The following is a 14,038-nucleotide window of genomic DNA, read 5'->3' as shown; positions in this document are numbered from 1 at the left end:
CGTCAACACGCGAACCAAGAGGATCATGAGACAGATGCACGGCCGAGCCGGGTTCCCCCTGCTCCGCCACCGCATCCTCCTCCAGTGATCACTACGCACCGCTACCACCGATTACGGGACAGAGCCCTGAACCTGACAGACCAGCCGAAGCCCTCCCCCGCGTCTGGGCCCCCCGGGCCGGCCGGGGGTCACCCCCCTGGGTCGGTGACGGGGCGTTACGCCTAGAACGAGACGCTGTCGTCGGTCGTGCCTCCGTTCAGCAGGTAGTCGAGCTGCCCGCGGTCTGCCGCGTCGTTGATCTGCTCGGGGGTCATGAGGGCCAGGTCCTCGCGGGTCAGCTGTCCTCGTGCCGGCGGCCGGGGTGGTGCGCCTGTCTGCTGGTCGAGGCGGCCGCGCGTGATCGCGTCGGCCTGCTCGTTCGGGGTCAGTCGCTTGACGGCGTCCGCAGACAGTTGCCCCTTGGGATAGGTCCACGTCTTGGGGTATGTGCTCATGTCCCTCATCTCTCTACTCGGCGCACGCCCTGGGCTGCCCCCCGCTTGAGCTTGTTGACTACCTCGGCCTGGTCGCCGTGGGCCAGCCGCGCGCGGGTGGGGTCCGGGTTGCGGGTCGGGTAGCGGGCGGCCACGGTGAGCTGGGTGACGGTGTGGTCGAGGAGTCCCCGTCCGTCGATGGTCTGGTAGATGGCCGTGCCGGTGTACACGTCCCGGCCGTTGAGGCCGAGGTGTCCGTCCTCGGGCTGGGTGAACTGGGGACCCGGGACGCTGGCTACTCCGAGTTCCTTCATGCGGGCGGCCCAGTCGTTGACGTGGGCGTTGTGGGATTCGTAGTGCTGGGTGAACGCGAGCAGCGCGGCGAGGATGTTGTCGACGAGTTCGCCGGTGTCGGCCTCGGCCTGGTAGGCGTCCATCTCACCCTTCAGTTCGGCGAGGGCGGCGAGCCTGGCCGTCTGCCTGGCTTCGACGACGCGCTTCCTGGTGGCGTCGGTGCGGAGCTGGGCGAATGATCCGAGCTCTCGGGCCTTGGTCAGTTCCTCGGGGGTGATGCTGTCGTCGCCGTCGCGCACGCGGTCCTCGAGGGCGGTGAGGAGGCCGGCGGCTTCCTTGGCCTCTTCGGATGCTCGGGCGAGGGTGGCGTCCGCATCGCGTCGGGCGACGATGAGGGCCTGCATGGCGGGTGTCGTCATGGCGGTGGGTGTCCTTTCCGGTACGCGTCCAGCGATGTTGGGTCGATGAGCCAGGCCGGGCCGGCGCGTCGCGCAAGGACGCGGCCGGTCCTGGCCAGGCGACGCGCGTACTCGGTGCTGCACCCCAGGAGTAGTGCGGCCTGGTCCGCGGTCAGTTCGACTGTGACAGGCGCGGCAGGCGCGGTTCCGGCGCCGGAACTCGGTACTGCGACGGCCGGGCGTTGCGCCGCGTCGTGGAGCGCGTACAGGAGTCTGCGGACGGCAGGGGATACCTCGCCTCCGTCCACGCGGACGCGAGTGGTGAGGTCGCGGACCAGGGCGCGGAGGACTTCCCCGGCGACCTCGGCGGGTACGACGACCGCCCCGTCCGCTCGGAGGAGGGGCGGGGCTTCAGCGTCAGGCGGCGCGGCCACGAGCAGTTGTCGTGCGGGTGGCCCAGGTAAGTTCGCACGCCTTGTCGGTGCACTGGACGAGGAGATGATGGCGGTTGTCGACCGTGCCGGTGCCGACCTGGCGAACGGTCCGGATGGTGCGGCATCCGGGGCAGTGCATGAGGGTGCGCACGGTCGCGCGTCTCACCGGCGGGCCTCTTTGCCGTGGCAGTGTTTGTAGCGGCGGCCGGAGTCGCAAGGGCACGGGCTCTTGCGGGTGACGGGCTGAACGGCGTCTGCCGCGCCGAGGGCGTCGACAGTGTGAAGGTCGGAACAGGCCTGGCAAAGGTGCCCGCTGACGGTGACGGGGCCGAGGGCTGTGAGGTACGGGAAGACGGTTGGCGCGTGGCCGCCGCAGGAGTCGCACTGGTTGTCCCAGAGGAACCGGGCGGTCTCCCGGGTCTGTTCGAGGAGCCTGACGCAGGCGGGTTGGGTGCAGACGATGGTGGGCGGATCGCACAGGACGATCGTGGGCCGGATCTGGTTGGCGTGCTCGCACAGCCGCGTGACGTTGCCGGCGCTGAACGCGGCGAGCAGCATCCGCACGGCGGGCTTGAGCATCTTTCGGCGGAGGTGGAGGTCTTGGGGGGCGGATCCGAGGAATGCCCACCCGCCGGTGGCGATGGCCGAAGCGGCCATGCGCGGCCCCATGGCGCCGGTTTCTCGGCTGGCGGCCTGCAGTTGGTCGAGGGTGTGCGTCGGTAGCGTCTCGGGGGCGGGCATCGTGTCGAGGAACTGGTCGAGCTGTGCGTCGGTGGGGAACGTGCGGGTGGTCACGCTGCCTCCTCTGGCGAAGGGTTCAGGGCTGAGCGGTGACTGGGGAAGACGGGCATATCCGGGCGGCCATCGGGTGCTTGGGCCGTATGCGGGGTGCGGGCTTCCCGGGGCCCGATCGGGGGCCTGGCACGGGTGGCATGGCAGTTCTGAGGAACGAAATTCCCATATACATTCTGGTCCCCGAATCTGCCATGCCACCCATGCCACTTCGAAGAAGGTGCAGTTCAGGGGCTTACTTGGTTCTCGGCGGTGTCGTCGGCTTCGGTCCTGAATCGGAAGCCGAGCCAGGCGGCGTAGCGAACGGTGAGGGGCCGCCGCTCCTCGTTCCAGTGGCCGTGAACCGGTGGTCGGGAGAGGCCGGCCTGAGTCCTGATCTGTCGGCGCTCGGCGCGCTGGCGTGCGGTCTCGTCGTGGCTTCCGAAGCGCGACGTGAACGTCTTGTCGGACCACTTCTGGTGACCGTGGTCGCGCAGCCAGTTGTTGAAGTCGTCGAGGAGGTCCAGGGCCATCACGTGGTGATCGATGGACGGGACGAGCCGGTCGGACCAGTACCCGAGGATCTGGTCGGACTCCGCACGCCAGGCCTTGGTGTCCTTGGCGACCCGGTCGGGCGGCTGCGGCAGGACCCGGTTGGCGTCGTACCAGGCCTTGGCGCCTTCCACGGCCCAGGCCAGCACAGCCTCTTTCTGCTCCTTGCCCTCCTTGAGCCGTTGGCGGAGTCCGGGGTCGCCGGGAAGTTCGTTGGCGGCCCCGGACGGCTCCTCGTGCGGCTTGAGGAACTTGTACGGGAACGTCAGGAGTTGCAGGCGGCGCCAGGTTCCGTGGTCGGTCTCCTCGATGATGGGCAGGTAGTTCGTCGACAGGAACAGGGAGTGGGTGGCCTCCCACTCGACGGTGTCCTGCCGCATGTACCGGGCCTTCATCCGGGGGGTGCCCACGGTGTCCTTGAGCCGCTTCACCGACATCCGTCGGGCTTCGGGCAGCTCCTCCGCGACGGCCAGGCGGGCGCCGCGGAAGTCCATCAGCTCGGTGGGGTGCGCGCTGGGGTCAGCCATGAGAACGCGGTCGGAGACAAGGACGTGATACGCGCCGGCGACTTCCATGACGGTTCCCATGACGGTGGACTTGCCGTTCTCGCCCCCGCCCTTCATCAGGATCATGGTGTCGTCGGGCGGCATGTGGCCGGTCATGCTCTGGCCGACACGGATTTGGAACCAGGGCCGGCAGTCTTCCGGGCAGGCGTGGAGCGCGGCGTCCCAGTCCGGATGGGTTGCTCCGGGGACGTAGCCGACGGAGGTGATTTTCGTCAGGAGCATCTTGGGGTCGTGCGGGCCCAGCCGGCCGGTGCGGAGGTCGACGATCCCGGTCTGCGTGTTGAGGAGGTCCGGATGGGCGTCGAAGGCTTCGCTGTCGGCCTGGACGATGCCGCGGGCGAGGGACGTCACGGCGTTGATCCGGCCCTTGGCGAGCAGGCTGGTCAGCTCGGCCCGCGCGCGCCAGTCCTGGATCACCTTGGGGAGTCCCCGCCGTACCTCTTCGACGAGGTACTGGCGGACGTCCTCGATGACGGCGACCTCGTCGCAGCGTTCCCAGTGCTTGCCGTTCCAGGCCATCCAGCCGAGGGAACCGGCCCAACAGAAGTGGCCTTCAAGGATTTCCGCGCTGATCCGCTCGGCCAGAATGGCGTCGGTCAGACTGCCGTCCCCGTCAGCGAGCGGGTCGCTGGCGTGGCCGGTGTCCGGGAACGGGTCATCGGTCGGGTCCTGGCCTCCCCACAGGTCTTCATCATCGTGTGGCGGGCGGATCTGCCGCACGACTCCTTGCGACTGCGTCATGCGGCGCTCCTTCGTGCGGACGCGATGGTTCGGATGGCTTCGGCCTCAGCCAGGCCCCGGCGGACGGCCGCCTCTACCAGCGCAGCCTCGGCATCACAGGCCGCCATATGCCCGTCCATCACATGAGCCCAGGCCTTCGCCGCGGCCCAGTAGAGGCGGTCGTTACGCGTACCGTCGGGCGCTCCGAGGACGACGTTCACGAGCCCGTCCAGGGCGGCGCCGGCCTTGTCTCCGGTGGGTACGTACTGGCGGGTGGGTCGGGGGATCGGCGTGGGCAGCATCAGTTGGATCAGTTCTGCGGGGGCGGGCAGGAGGTCGGCCTGTCCGCGGGTCGGGTGGAGTTCGTACCGGCCGGTGCGGCCTTGGCTTCCGGGCCCGACGAGGTAGCCGCCGGTCCCTCGGATGTCGATGCCGGGGCCGAGCCGTCCGGCGCTGTTGGGCACGGTCACGCCGTCCGGGATGGTCAGCCACAGGTGGTAGCCGCCGGACGGGGTGCAGACGGTCAGGGTCGGGGGGATGGCGCACCCGTGCTTGTCGGCGAGTTGGTTGAGGCTGGCGACGCCGTCGACGCCGTTCTTCCTGTCGAGGTCGAGGCCGATGAACTTGCCTCCGCAGGCGATGCCGTAGCCGCGGGCCCCGGTGGCGAGGCTGAAGAGCTGACGGGCATAGGCGGGGTCGGTGGTGGCGTCGTGGACGCCGTGACCAGGCTGGCCGCACTCCCCTCGGCAGGCGTGCCCCTTCTCGTGCGGGGACCGGATGGCGGGGATCTTGTTGATGCCGAGTGGGAAGACGGCGTAGCCGTGACCGATGGCGTAGAGAGCTGCGTCGCGTGCCCGGGACCATGCGCTCATGCGGCCCCCCGGTCCTCTCCGGCCAGCAGACGGATCAGGTCTGCGGTGATCACGACGTAACGGCTGCCGAACGGGATGGTCTTAACCGGGGAGTCGCCCGACTTGACACGTTCGTGCAGGTGGCTCCTGCTGCATCCGAGAGCTTCCGCTGCCTTGGGGATGCTCACGGTGGCGGGCCAGCTGCGGATGTCGGCGAGCGTGGGGCGCTTAAGCGGCATGGGCTTCCTCTTCGGTGAGGAGTTCGTCAACCGGCCGGCCGAGAGCATCGGCGATGGCGGCCAGGACGTTGATGGGCGGGGTGACGCGTCCGCGTTCGTACTCCTGAATGGAGTAGGCGGAGCGGGCGATGGTGATCGCGAGAAGTTCGATGGAGATGCCTGCGGCCTTGCGCGTTTCGCGTAGGTGGCGGCCTGAGAAGTGTCGAGCCATCGGGGTGTGTCTCCTGAAAAACACGAACGCCGAGCACGACTGACCGGTCTTCGGTCTCAGTCGTCTCGGCTTCCCGTTGCGGGGGTCCCTGGCTGCCATTGCGGCGTTGCCAGCTTCCGCCGTTCGCCCTTGCCTGTGCATCGCCTGTCGGCTGCCTGACCGTTGCGGTCGGGCTGCACCCCTGGGGGTTAGAACTCGATGTTCTCTTTGGCCGAGAACTGTACTACCGGGAAGCCGATACGGGTAGTCCCTCTCGGCTGGATCTTTCGTGCTCCGCCTTCATGCGCGGCGGGAGTTCAGGCGCCAGATGACTGTCAGACCGGGTGTCAGAACGCCCTGACACCCGCGTCTGCCTAGGGTTCTGGGTGTCAGGGCCGTCTGACGCGTCAGGCGGTGTCAGGACTGTCAGGCGTCGGCCATGACGGGGACGATCCGGTACCGTCCGGGCTTCGCGGTGATGGCCAGCCGGCCCTCCTGCAGCATCTGCTGGAGTTCCCCGGACACCCATCCGCGCTTGCGGCCGAAGCGTTCGGCGTGCTCCATGACGTCCACGACGCCGATCACCATCGTGCCCTCGTCCTCGAACTGGGCGACGATCTCCTGCAGGGCGGTGCGGGCTTCCTCGCGGCTGAGTTCCACGCCGTCGCCCTGGTCGAAGACGATGTTCTCCTCGCCGGGTCGAGCCGGCGGGAGCTCCTCGTTCGGGTCGATGTCGCGGTCCTCGTCGTCCAGTTGACTCACGGTCTCTTCCTCGTCCTCGTCGCCGGCCTCCGGGTTCTCCTCCTGGTGTCGTGCGCGTTCCGTGTACGCCTTGCCCACGGCCTTGGCGGCTGCGTCCGCGGTGACGGATCCGATGTCGGCGCCGTTGCGGGCCGCCCATCCGGCGACGGCTTCCATCAGTGAGATGGCGGACGGCGTGAACCAGCGGGTTCGGCCGGGGCTGGAGTACCGGCCTTCGTCCACGCCCGGGGTGACGAGGTAGCAGTAGCCCGGCCGCCGGTTGGACCAGCGCTCGGGTGCGGCACCGGCGTCGATGGCCGCGTCGGGCAGCATGAACCCGGCGGCGGTCGCGTTCGGGACGCCGAAGCACAGCCGGCTTCCGAGGGCGTCGCGGGTGGTGGTGCTGATCTGGTCGTGGCTGGGGCGTTGCAGGGAGACGACCAGGGCGACACCGGCGGCGCGGGCCAGGTTGGCGATGTTGTTGAAGGCGTCGTCGCCCAGGACGGACAGGGACACTCCGGCTTCCTCGAACCAGCTCACAAGGAACGGCAGGCCGGGGCAGCCGCACGCGCCGTCGGGCCGGCAGGAGTGGGCGGGATCGTTCTGCGCGCCGGCAGCGGCTTGCTCCCACTGGCGGTATCGGTGCGCCCCGAGCCAGCTGGTGCGTGCGGGGATCACGGACACGACCGCCTCGACCATGGTCTCGGTTCCGGTGGCGTCGGTGGCCCAGTCGATGCCGGGCAGTAGCGGGCGGAAGTCCTGGAAGCCCTTGGGGTCGTTGAGCCAGAGCACCACGTCCGTGCGGGACAGGATCTCGGTCATCAGGTTCAGTGCACCGTCGCCCTTCCCGGCGCCGGTCATGCCCGCGATGAGGAGGTGCGTTGCGTTGCGGCCTGCGTTCGGGTCACCGGGCAGCCACAGCATGAGCGGCGATCCGTCGTCGTACACGCCGAGGACGAGTGGGTCTGTGATGGAGCCGCCTGGCAGGGACGGGCCGTTCTCCTCCCAGCGGACCGTGTCGGCCAGCATGTCCATGGGCACGATGACCAGGTCGCCGCGGCGGGCCGAGTTCGGGTCGGGCAGATAGCGCACCGCGGTCGCCGGGATGTCCAGTGCGGAAGCAACGTTGACCAGAGCCTTCGCCATATCGTCGTTGGACTGCGTGCCGGCTTCGAGGGCGACCGGGACGGTGACCCGGTTGGGCTCCACCTTGGCGGCGCCCATCTTGGCCTTGGCCAGGCCGATCTTCTCCATGAGGCCGCCGTCCGACGAGGAGGCCTTGGCGCCGTCGGGGTCGCGGCGCATGATCTGGCGGACGTTCCAGGACAGGGCGGTGACGATGCCGCCGACGAACCACATGTCCCAGCTGGGCCCGAACAGGGCGGCCGACGTGAACCAGGACGAGCCGGCCGCCACGGTGATCGCCGAGTGCAGGCGGCGTTCCTTGCCCGTCCCCTTGGCGGCCCACCACGTGGAGCCGGTCAGGGCGACGGAGCCGAGGGTGAGGAGCACCCCCATGCCGGTGTCGCCTTGCCACACCAGGTTGGCCGCGGCGCCGGTGACGCCGATGGTTCCGGCGCCGAGCCACGGCGGCAGGTAGGGCTTGGCACGGTGCAGCAGGTAGGCCCTGATGCCGCCTCCGCCGGAGCTGCCTTTCAGCTGCTCCTCGTGCCGCTGTTCGATGTCCTTGCCGGTCATGGGGTGGCCTCCTTTCAGTACTGGAACGGGCGGGACTGGGCCGGCCGCTGGGTGGGCCGGGCGGACATGATGTCGGCGTACTCGCGCTGGAACGCGGCGTAGGTCGCGGCGGCGTTCGAGGCGGCGTCGGCGAGGGATTCGCCGGCCTTCTTCAGCTTCCGGGCGATCCGCCGGGCGCGGATCTTGTGCTGGATGATGTTGTCCTCCGGCGATCCCTTGGCCTGCGACAGGGCGGCCTGCAGAATCTCGGCGGCGACCATGACCTCGATGGAGGCGTGGACGGCGAACGCGCGGAGGGTGTTGCAGTAGTTCCGCAGCTCGGCCGCCGACCCGAACTCGGGGTCGGGGAGCATGAACTGCGACCGGCCCCCGCCCTGCCGGCCAGCGCCGCTCTGGCCGCCGGTGCTGGTCGTCTTTGTGGAGTTGACGTTGATGTTCGGGCCGAAGCTGAACGACGGCCCGTGCTTGGTCTTGCTACTGCCGCCCTTGGTCGAGGGATTCGACCGCGGCGTGCTGCTCGTTCGCTGCCCGTTGATCGGCATCCGGTGATCCTCCGGGTAGTGGACTGGGCTGCTCCCGGTCCCCACCACCCCCCGCAGGTGGTGACAGTGTCACCACCTGCCGAGGGCGGAAGGGGTCGGGGTCAGTCGCGGGGGCGGATCAGGCCGGGGAGGATCACGGCGACCATGAACGCCCCGAAGGCGAAGCGGCCGGCCGGGTCCCCGAAGATGTGCTGGAAGGCGAGCAGGGCGAGACCGATGACCAGGCCGAGCAGGATGGACCGGCCGTAGCGGGGCTTCACCGGTACGCCGCACGGTCGAGCTTGTTGTGCTCACGCCTGACGGTCGCCTCGACGGACGTCCGCTTGGCGTCCGGGACCTTGGCGAGGATCGCCTCGACGGCGTCTTCCTTGGACACTCCGGCGGTCAGTTCGACGCGGGCCAGGTGCGAGATGTTCGCGCCTTGTTCGCCGTGTTCGCGAACCGTGTTCGCCCTGTTCAACGGGCCTGCAACTTCGTGGATAACATCCACGAAGTTCGCACCCGCCTGCCCATGTTCGCCGACTTGTTCGGCTGTGATCACGTCCGCGCTGCCGCGAAAGTGATCGAGCCCGGCGAGTTCGGTCAGGTCCCGCTCGGCGGCCAGCAACTCCAGCCGCGCGGCCACTTCCGCTTTCGCGGCCTGCCTGCGGGCGCCGGCGATGGCCAGCTTGGCGTTCGCCTTCGACATCTCCGCGGCGACCCACTGCGAGTCAGCCGGCGACAGCTCCTTCTCGATGTGCTTGAACACGGCCCACCACAACGCCTTCGACACCAGCGACACGGCCGCGCCGACCGCCGCCATCGGCCAGGAGCCGGCCTGCCAGCCGTGCAGGAAGATGGCCGCCGCGGCGATGAGGACCAGGCCGAGGCCGACGTTGCGGGGGAACTCCCGCTTCTTCGGGTCGAAGCGGGCCAGGTACTCCAGCACCAGGACCGACAGCCAAGCGATGTCGAAGACCGCGCCGGCCGCGTAGCCGACCCCGCCGCCGAGCAGCTGGCCGATGCTCACCGTCGACCAGACGACCGCGACCAGGGTGAGGGCCAGGACCAGGCCGGACACGCCGACCAGGGCGACCTGATCCTTGTCCCTGGGCAGCTTCGGCGTGCGCACCGTGTACGGCTCGGACACCTGGTTCGTGGTGCCGTCGATCGTCCGGTCGGTGAGGCGGTGTCGGATCTCGTTGACGAACTTCACTGGCCTGCTCCCTCGGTCTCGTGGCCGGCGATGTGGTTCTGCATCTGAAGGCGAAGGAACTCCGCCTCGGGGTCGCTGACACCCCGGAAGCGGATGGTCAGGTCGCACTCCGGGCACTCGAAGCGCGCCCAGCCGGGGCCGATGAACAGCGAGATCGCGTGGACGGTGGCGCCGAGGATCACGAGGACGGTGACGACGTCGAAGACGCTGGGGAGAGTCATGATTCAGGCCCCCGTCTGCTGGGGCATGGCCCGGCACTTCTCGGCGTGGGCCTGGGCCCAGGCGCGGGCGTCCCTGTCGGCCGCCTCGGGGTGGTGCTCCTCGACCTGGCCCCCGTCGCGCTTCCACACGAGACGCCAGTGGTCGAATTCCTTGGAGGCCGGGCAGCCGGCGCACTCGGCGACGGTCGAGCCGCGGAACAGGTCGATCCCGTCGGAGTGACTGTGCAGCTGCTCGATGACCGTCAGGTCAACGGTGGCGCCGCCAACGGTCAGGTAGCGGGCGACGGTCGGGGGCTCGGCGGGCCGGCCACTGAGGGGAAAGGGGTAGATGTCGAAGTCGTTCATTCGGAGACTCCTTCGGCTACGCGCACCACGCGGTGGGCGGCCAGGTTGGCGCCGTGCCGGTCAGAGGCACGGTTCGCGACGATCAGGGCGGCCATCAGGGCCGGAACGCTGGGGAGGGGCCGGGCCGACCGGCCGACGGAGCGCAGCGCGGCGTTCTCTGTCGGCCGGCGGACGGGCCAGTGCGAGGTCACTCGCCGTCCTGCGGTCGGATCGGGTCGTGGTCGCGCCGCCCGCACCAGTCGCAGGCGGTGATCGCGGCGGCCATCACGCCTCCCTGTGGTCGAGGGCGGACAGCAGGTCGCGCAGGACGATCTCCAGGTGGACTGCGGCCCCGAGCATGGCCCGGTCGTCGTGGATGTTCGCGGCCTGCTGCTCGGCAAGCACCTCCCTGGCCCGCTCAAGGGCGAAGTCCAGGGGGTAGGCGGGCCCGTCAGGTCCGGGCTCGCGGAGGGGGCTGTAGCCAGCCATCACCAGTCACCGCCGGCGCGGAGCACGGCCAGGCGCAGGGCCAGGCGGCGCAGCTCGGCCGCCTGTTTGGTCAGGACTGCGGCAAGGGCCTCCAGCCCGCGCGGGTCCATCGTGGCGCCGGGGATGGTGATCTCGATGTGGACGCTGGGCGGGACCGGGTGCTGGCCGAAGGGGTACTCGACGAGTTCGGCGGACAGAAGGGCCTGCATGTCGTACTCGACGATGTGCTCCGGCGCGGCGTGGTGGATGTCGGCCCGATAGTCGAGCGGCTCGGCGGCATGCCCGGCGCACCACGACGGCTCGGGGACCGTGACGGCTCCCGCATCCAGGGTGGGCACCGTGACGGTGCGGTCCCCGGTCACCGGTCGCCCAGCCCGTCACGCATCTGCTCCAAGCGTCCGGCCAGCAGGTCCAGGGCGCCCGCGTACCGGCGCATGTCCTCCGCGAGGTCGACCAGGCCGAGGGGGTCGAGCTGGGTCTCGGACATGTAACCCAGAACGGGCCACAGCAGGACCGATGGCGCCTGCAGGTCGCTGCCGAACGGGTACTGCGTCAGCTCGGTGACGAGGACCTCCTCGCACCGGCCGTCCGGCATGCGCACAGCCAGCCCCTGCTCACCGCCCCTGTGTGCGAAGTCCGCCAGGTAGGTCCCGTGCGTCAGGTCCTCCTGGTGGTCGCTTTCGCACCATGGCGGGCAGGTGACCGTGAGCGTCGCGGCGGCCGCGTCGAGCAGGCGTATGGCGTGCGTGCGGGGCCGGATGTTCTGCGACTCGGCCGGGCCCGTGGAGAGCGGGCCGAGGGATGCGGGCATGTTGTGCTGCGCGCTCACCGGTCGCCACCGATCCGGGCGGTACGCAGGCCGGTGTTCAGCACCTGCCACGCTCCCGTGTCCGTGCCCGCGAGGGAACGGTTGGCGTACTGCCAGGACGCCATGTCACTGCTGACTTCGCGCGTGTTTCGTGCGACGCGGAAGTGGTCGGCCATGCGCCGCTGGGCGACGGTGGCGAGCAGCCCCCACGGGTGGCGGACGTCGATGCCGGCGGTGAAGTGGGAGCGCCACAGGGAGGCGAAGACTTCGGCGGCCAGGTCCTCGGCGAGCTGCCGGTCGGGCCGGGGGAGACGGCTGGTGATGTAGCCCTCGACGCGCAGCCGGTAGGAGGCGTACAGCTGGGTGAAGCGGTCGGTGGCGTCGGCGTTCACAGCGCCACCCCGAGTGCCTCGGCGGGGATGCCGCGCTCGTCGGCGTAGGTCTTCAGTGCGGAGCGGGGGATCCGGATCGTGCCGCGGCCGGCGCCCACACGGTACGAGCCCAGCAGGCCCGTCCGAACGGCGACGTATACGGTCGACGAGTCGACGCCGAGGGCGACGGCGACGTCCTTCACCTTGAGGGCAGCACCCAGAGGGCGCGCGAGGGTAGAGTTCTCTTGCATCGAGTTCTCCTAAGGGGCGCGATGCGCGGCCCTGACGGGCTCGGTGCTCTAACACCGAGAGCCCCCGTCGGGGCCTTTCACATGTCTGACCTGTACCGACCTGTCCTTCCGGTGGGCACATGACTAAGATGTCTTAAGAGGTTTCTAGTGTCAAGAGGCTTCGTAAGATGTCTTAAGAGAGGAGAGTTTGGATGGCTCACAGGCCGCAGCGCCTTCCGGTTTACCGCGAAGCTGCCAACCAGATCATCGAGCGAATCAAGCGGGGTGACCTGCAGCCCGGGGACCATGCCCCCTCTGCCCGGCAACTCGTTGAGACCACGGGGATGAGCAGCGCCACCGCAGCCCGAGTGCTCGGCGTCCTCCGGGACGAGGGGTGGGTAGACACGATTCCGGGGCGAGGCAGCATCGTCCGCACCCAGGCGCCTCTCACCCAGGGTGCGAACCGGATCGGCATGGTGCGCCAGGGCGGCTCGGGCCTGCTCGACGGCGAGACGGTCGAGTTCGTCGAAGCCCGAACCGAGTCGGCCGCTCAAGAAGTCTCCGACGCGCTCGGTATTGATGTCGGCGCCGACGTCGTCCTGCGCCGACGCCGCTACGTCGACTCCGCAGGCGTGTCCGTCGTCTCGACGACTTGGGTTACGGCCGACCTCGCCGAACGACTTCCCGCGTTCACTGAGCCGGAGAAGCTGCCGAAGATGACGATGGGATACATCGAGGACCAGACCGGCCGCAAGGCCACGCAGCAGCGCGAGACCCACTCTGTCGGCGCCGCCCCTGAGGATGTCGCGCCGCAGCTGGGCGTCGAGGCCGGGGAGCGGGTCCTGAAGGTGACCAATCGCTACCTCGACCAAGATGGCGAGCCGACTGAGTACGCCGTCGACTGGCACGCACCGGGCCGCAGCCTGGTCGCCGAAGGGCCCGTCGCGTAGTGCGGCCGGCGGATGAGCAACCCTCAGCCGCGCGCGTGAAGGCCCCGCCGGATGTCCGGCGGGACCTTCTGCTGTCTGCGGCGTCATCTCACAGACGTCTCACGGACGCACTCTCAAGCCTGCGTCTAACGTGCTCTTGACCTGCACTTTCGCGGAGGCTACGGACGCACCGGGCCTCTCACGGACGACACTCCGAAACTCGTCGGAAAAATAGTTTGCACATGCCCGGCGAATCCCCATAGGTTCTTAGCAACGGAAACGGTGGCTTCTTCGAAGCCCCGGATCCGTGCTGTACTTATCCGAATACGCATGGGACGGGCCCCCGGGCCCCGTCCCCGAGACGCCGAGAGGAGGCGAGACCTGTGACCAGCTTCATGACCATCACCAAAATGACCGATCGCTCGGTCGCCGCTTCCTGCCCGCTCGGTGTCTCCTCGCTCCTTCCGATTCTCGCCGCAGGTGTCTCCACGCGTTCCTCGGAGACCCCTGCCCTGCTCGCGGCCTCCACGCTGCGGCCGAGCGTCCGTAATGAGCGACCGACCCTGGCACCGGTGGCAGTAATGGCTGCGGAAGCCCAGGCGCATGGCGCCTATGGCTTTGCAGCCGCGGCCGGTGCCGGAGCCAAGACGAAGCAGACGACGCAGCAGCACCACCTGATGTGGGCCTTCCGCGGGCTCGAACCCTGGAGTGATCCAGTCTGATCGACGATCAGACCGGCGCCTTCAGGGCCGCGGAACCCCACCCGGGATCCGCGGCCCTTCTGTTTGTCCCCGAACGGGGACTGCGGAGCGAAGGGGCCTCGGGACTGGCAAGAACAGGTACCAGCCGACCCCCGGCCGACCCCGGCCGGACCGACTAGTGCAGCGCGTTGCAGGTCCTTTTCCGGTTGGGCGGGTTGGGTGCGGTCACGCCTCGTGGTCGGCGAGGTGGACGATGGCGGCGGTGTCGAAGGCGTCGTTGGGGTGGCCGATGTCGGTGCCG

23 protein-coding genes are annotated in these 14,038 nt (G+C 69.3%); 3 read left to right on the top strand and 20 right to left on the bottom strand.

The window, feature by feature from the left end; genetic code table 11:
- Positions 1-221: 221 nt before the first annotated feature.
- From OTB19_RS38940 to OTB19_RS38930, 3 genes are read right to left on the bottom strand one after another with little or no spacing between them, the layout of a single operon-like run.
- Positions 222-494 (bottom strand): hypothetical protein, encoded by a 273-nt coding sequence (locus OTB19_RS38940; protein WP_267803524.1) that lies wholly within the window; start codon positions 492-494, stop codon positions 222-224.
- A 5-nt stretch (positions 495-499) separates the two neighbouring features.
- Complete coding sequence (locus tag OTB19_RS38935) at positions 500-1,186, bottom strand: hypothetical protein (protein ID WP_267803523.1); 687 nt, start codon at positions 1,184-1,186, stop codon at positions 500-502.
- Positions 1,183-1,473, bottom strand: coding sequence for a helix-turn-helix domain-containing protein (locus tag OTB19_RS38930; protein ID WP_267803525.1), 291 nt, complete (start codon positions 1,471-1,473; stop codon positions 1,183-1,185). The genes OTB19_RS38935 and OTB19_RS38930 overlap by 4 nt, the downstream gene beginning before the upstream one ends.
- Here OTB19_RS38930 and OTB19_RS38925 point away from each other — a divergent pair.
- Positions 1,420-1,629 carry a hypothetical protein gene (locus OTB19_RS38925; protein ID WP_267803526.1) on the top strand — a complete coding sequence of 70 codons (210 nt, stop codon included), beginning with the start codon at positions 1,420-1,422 and terminating at the stop codon, positions 1,627-1,629. The genes OTB19_RS38930 and OTB19_RS38925 overlap by 54 nt on opposite strands.
- Before the next feature lie 132 nt (positions 1,630-1,761).
- On the opposite strand, the gene OTB19_RS38920 is transcribed toward OTB19_RS38925, so the two are convergent.
- From OTB19_RS38920 to OTB19_RS38840, 17 genes are all read right to left on the bottom strand, one after another.
- Positions 1,762-2,394, bottom strand: a complete 633-nt coding sequence (locus OTB19_RS38920) for an SEC-C metal-binding domain-containing protein (RefSeq protein ID WP_267803522.1) — start codon at positions 2,392-2,394, stop codon at positions 1,762-1,764.
- A 224-nt stretch (positions 2,395-2,618) separates the two neighbouring features.
- Positions 2,619-4,229: a DNA primase family protein gene (locus OTB19_RS38915; RefSeq protein ID WP_267803521.1), complete on the bottom strand. Its 1,611-nt coding sequence runs from the start codon at positions 4,227-4,229 to the stop codon at positions 2,619-2,621.
- On the bottom strand, positions 4,226-5,080 hold the full coding sequence (locus OTB19_RS38910; protein WP_267803520.1) for a bifunctional DNA primase/polymerase: 855 nt from the start codon (positions 5,078-5,080) through the stop codon (positions 4,226-4,228). Before OTB19_RS38910 ends, OTB19_RS38915 begins: the two co-directional genes overlap by 4 nt.
- Positions 5,077-5,298 (bottom strand): DNA-binding protein, encoded by a 222-nt coding sequence (locus OTB19_RS38905; protein ID WP_267803519.1) that lies wholly within the window; start codon positions 5,296-5,298, stop codon positions 5,077-5,079. Before OTB19_RS38905 ends, OTB19_RS38910 begins: the two co-directional genes overlap by 4 nt.
- Positions 5,288-5,509, bottom strand: a complete 222-nt coding sequence (locus tag OTB19_RS38900; RefSeq protein WP_267803518.1) for a helix-turn-helix domain-containing protein — start codon at positions 5,507-5,509, stop codon at positions 5,288-5,290. Before OTB19_RS38900 ends, OTB19_RS38905 begins: the two co-directional genes overlap by 11 nt.
- Before the next feature lie 405 nt (positions 5,510-5,914).
- On the bottom strand, positions 5,915-7,927 hold the full coding sequence (gene traB / locus OTB19_RS38895) for a plasmid transfer protein TraB (protein WP_267803517.1): 2,013 nt from the start codon (positions 7,925-7,927) through the stop codon (positions 5,915-5,917).
- Positions 7,928-7,941: 14 nt separating this feature from the next.
- Complete coding sequence (traA, locus tag OTB19_RS38890; protein WP_267803516.1) at positions 7,942-8,469, bottom strand: plasmid transfer protein TraA; 528 nt, start codon at positions 8,467-8,469, stop codon at positions 7,942-7,944.
- A 101-nt stretch (positions 8,470-8,570) separates the two neighbouring features.
- Entirely contained in the window at positions 8,571-8,729 is a 159-nt protein-coding gene (locus OTB19_RS38885; RefSeq protein WP_267803515.1) for a hypothetical protein, read from the bottom strand.
- Positions 8,726-9,664: a hypothetical protein gene (locus tag OTB19_RS38880; protein ID WP_267803514.1), complete on the bottom strand. Its 939-nt coding sequence runs from the start codon at positions 9,662-9,664 to the stop codon at positions 8,726-8,728. The genes OTB19_RS38885 and OTB19_RS38880 overlap by 4 nt, the downstream gene beginning before the upstream one ends.
- Positions 9,661-9,885 (bottom strand): hypothetical protein, encoded by a 225-nt coding sequence (locus OTB19_RS38875; protein WP_267803513.1) that lies wholly within the window; start codon positions 9,883-9,885, stop codon positions 9,661-9,663. The genes OTB19_RS38880 and OTB19_RS38875 overlap by 4 nt, the downstream gene beginning before the upstream one ends.
- Positions 9,886-9,888: 3 nt before the next feature.
- Positions 9,889-10,230, bottom strand: a complete 342-nt coding sequence (locus OTB19_RS38870; RefSeq protein WP_267803512.1) for a hypothetical protein — start codon at positions 10,228-10,230, stop codon at positions 9,889-9,891.
- Complete coding sequence (locus OTB19_RS38865) at positions 10,227-10,421, bottom strand: hypothetical protein (protein ID WP_267803511.1); 195 nt, start codon at positions 10,419-10,421, stop codon at positions 10,227-10,229. Before OTB19_RS38865 ends, OTB19_RS38870 begins: the two co-directional genes overlap by 4 nt.
- A 73-nt stretch (positions 10,422-10,494) precedes the next feature.
- Positions 10,495-10,698: a hypothetical protein gene (locus OTB19_RS38860; RefSeq protein WP_267803510.1), complete on the bottom strand. Its 204-nt coding sequence runs from the start codon at positions 10,696-10,698 to the stop codon at positions 10,495-10,497.
- A complete protein-coding gene (locus tag OTB19_RS38855) occupies positions 10,698-11,036 on the bottom strand; it encodes a DUF6907 domain-containing protein (protein WP_267803509.1) in 339 nt (112 codons plus the stop codon). The genes OTB19_RS38860 and OTB19_RS38855 overlap by 1 nt, the downstream gene beginning before the upstream one ends.
- 20 nt (positions 11,037-11,056) lie before the next feature.
- Positions 11,057-11,527, bottom strand: a complete 471-nt coding sequence (locus OTB19_RS38850; protein WP_267803508.1) for a DUF6907 domain-containing protein — start codon at positions 11,525-11,527, stop codon at positions 11,057-11,059.
- Positions 11,524-11,898, bottom strand: coding sequence for an RNA polymerase sigma factor (locus OTB19_RS38845; protein ID WP_267803507.1), 375 nt, complete (start codon positions 11,896-11,898; stop codon positions 11,524-11,526). The genes OTB19_RS38850 and OTB19_RS38845 overlap by 4 nt, the downstream gene beginning before the upstream one ends.
- A complete protein-coding gene (locus OTB19_RS38840) occupies positions 11,895-12,128 on the bottom strand; it encodes a helix-turn-helix domain-containing protein (protein ID WP_267803506.1) in 234 nt (77 codons plus the stop codon). Before OTB19_RS38840 ends, OTB19_RS38845 begins: the two co-directional genes overlap by 4 nt.
- 191 nt (positions 12,129-12,319) lie before the next feature.
- Between OTB19_RS38840 and OTB19_RS38835 the strand changes: the two genes are divergently transcribed.
- Together OTB19_RS38835 and OTB19_RS38830 are read left to right on the top strand one after the other, a co-directional pair.
- Positions 12,320-13,057 (top strand): GntR family transcriptional regulator, encoded by a 738-nt coding sequence (locus tag OTB19_RS38835; protein ID WP_267803505.1) that lies wholly within the window; start codon positions 12,320-12,322, stop codon positions 13,055-13,057.
- Positions 13,058-13,419: 362 nt separating this feature from the next.
- Positions 13,420-13,758 (top strand): hypothetical protein, encoded by a 339-nt coding sequence (locus OTB19_RS38830; protein WP_267803504.1) that lies wholly within the window; start codon positions 13,420-13,422, stop codon positions 13,756-13,758.
- The last annotated feature ends 280 nt before the right edge of the window (positions 13,759-14,038 follow it).

The sequence above is a fragment of the Streptomyces sp. H27-H5 genome (genome assembly GCF_026627505.1).
GTDB lineage: Bacteria > Actinomycetota > Actinomycetes > Streptomycetales > Streptomycetaceae > Streptomyces.
Note: the sequence above shows the minus strand (reverse complement) of the source record. Positions and strands in the feature narration are given on the sequence as shown.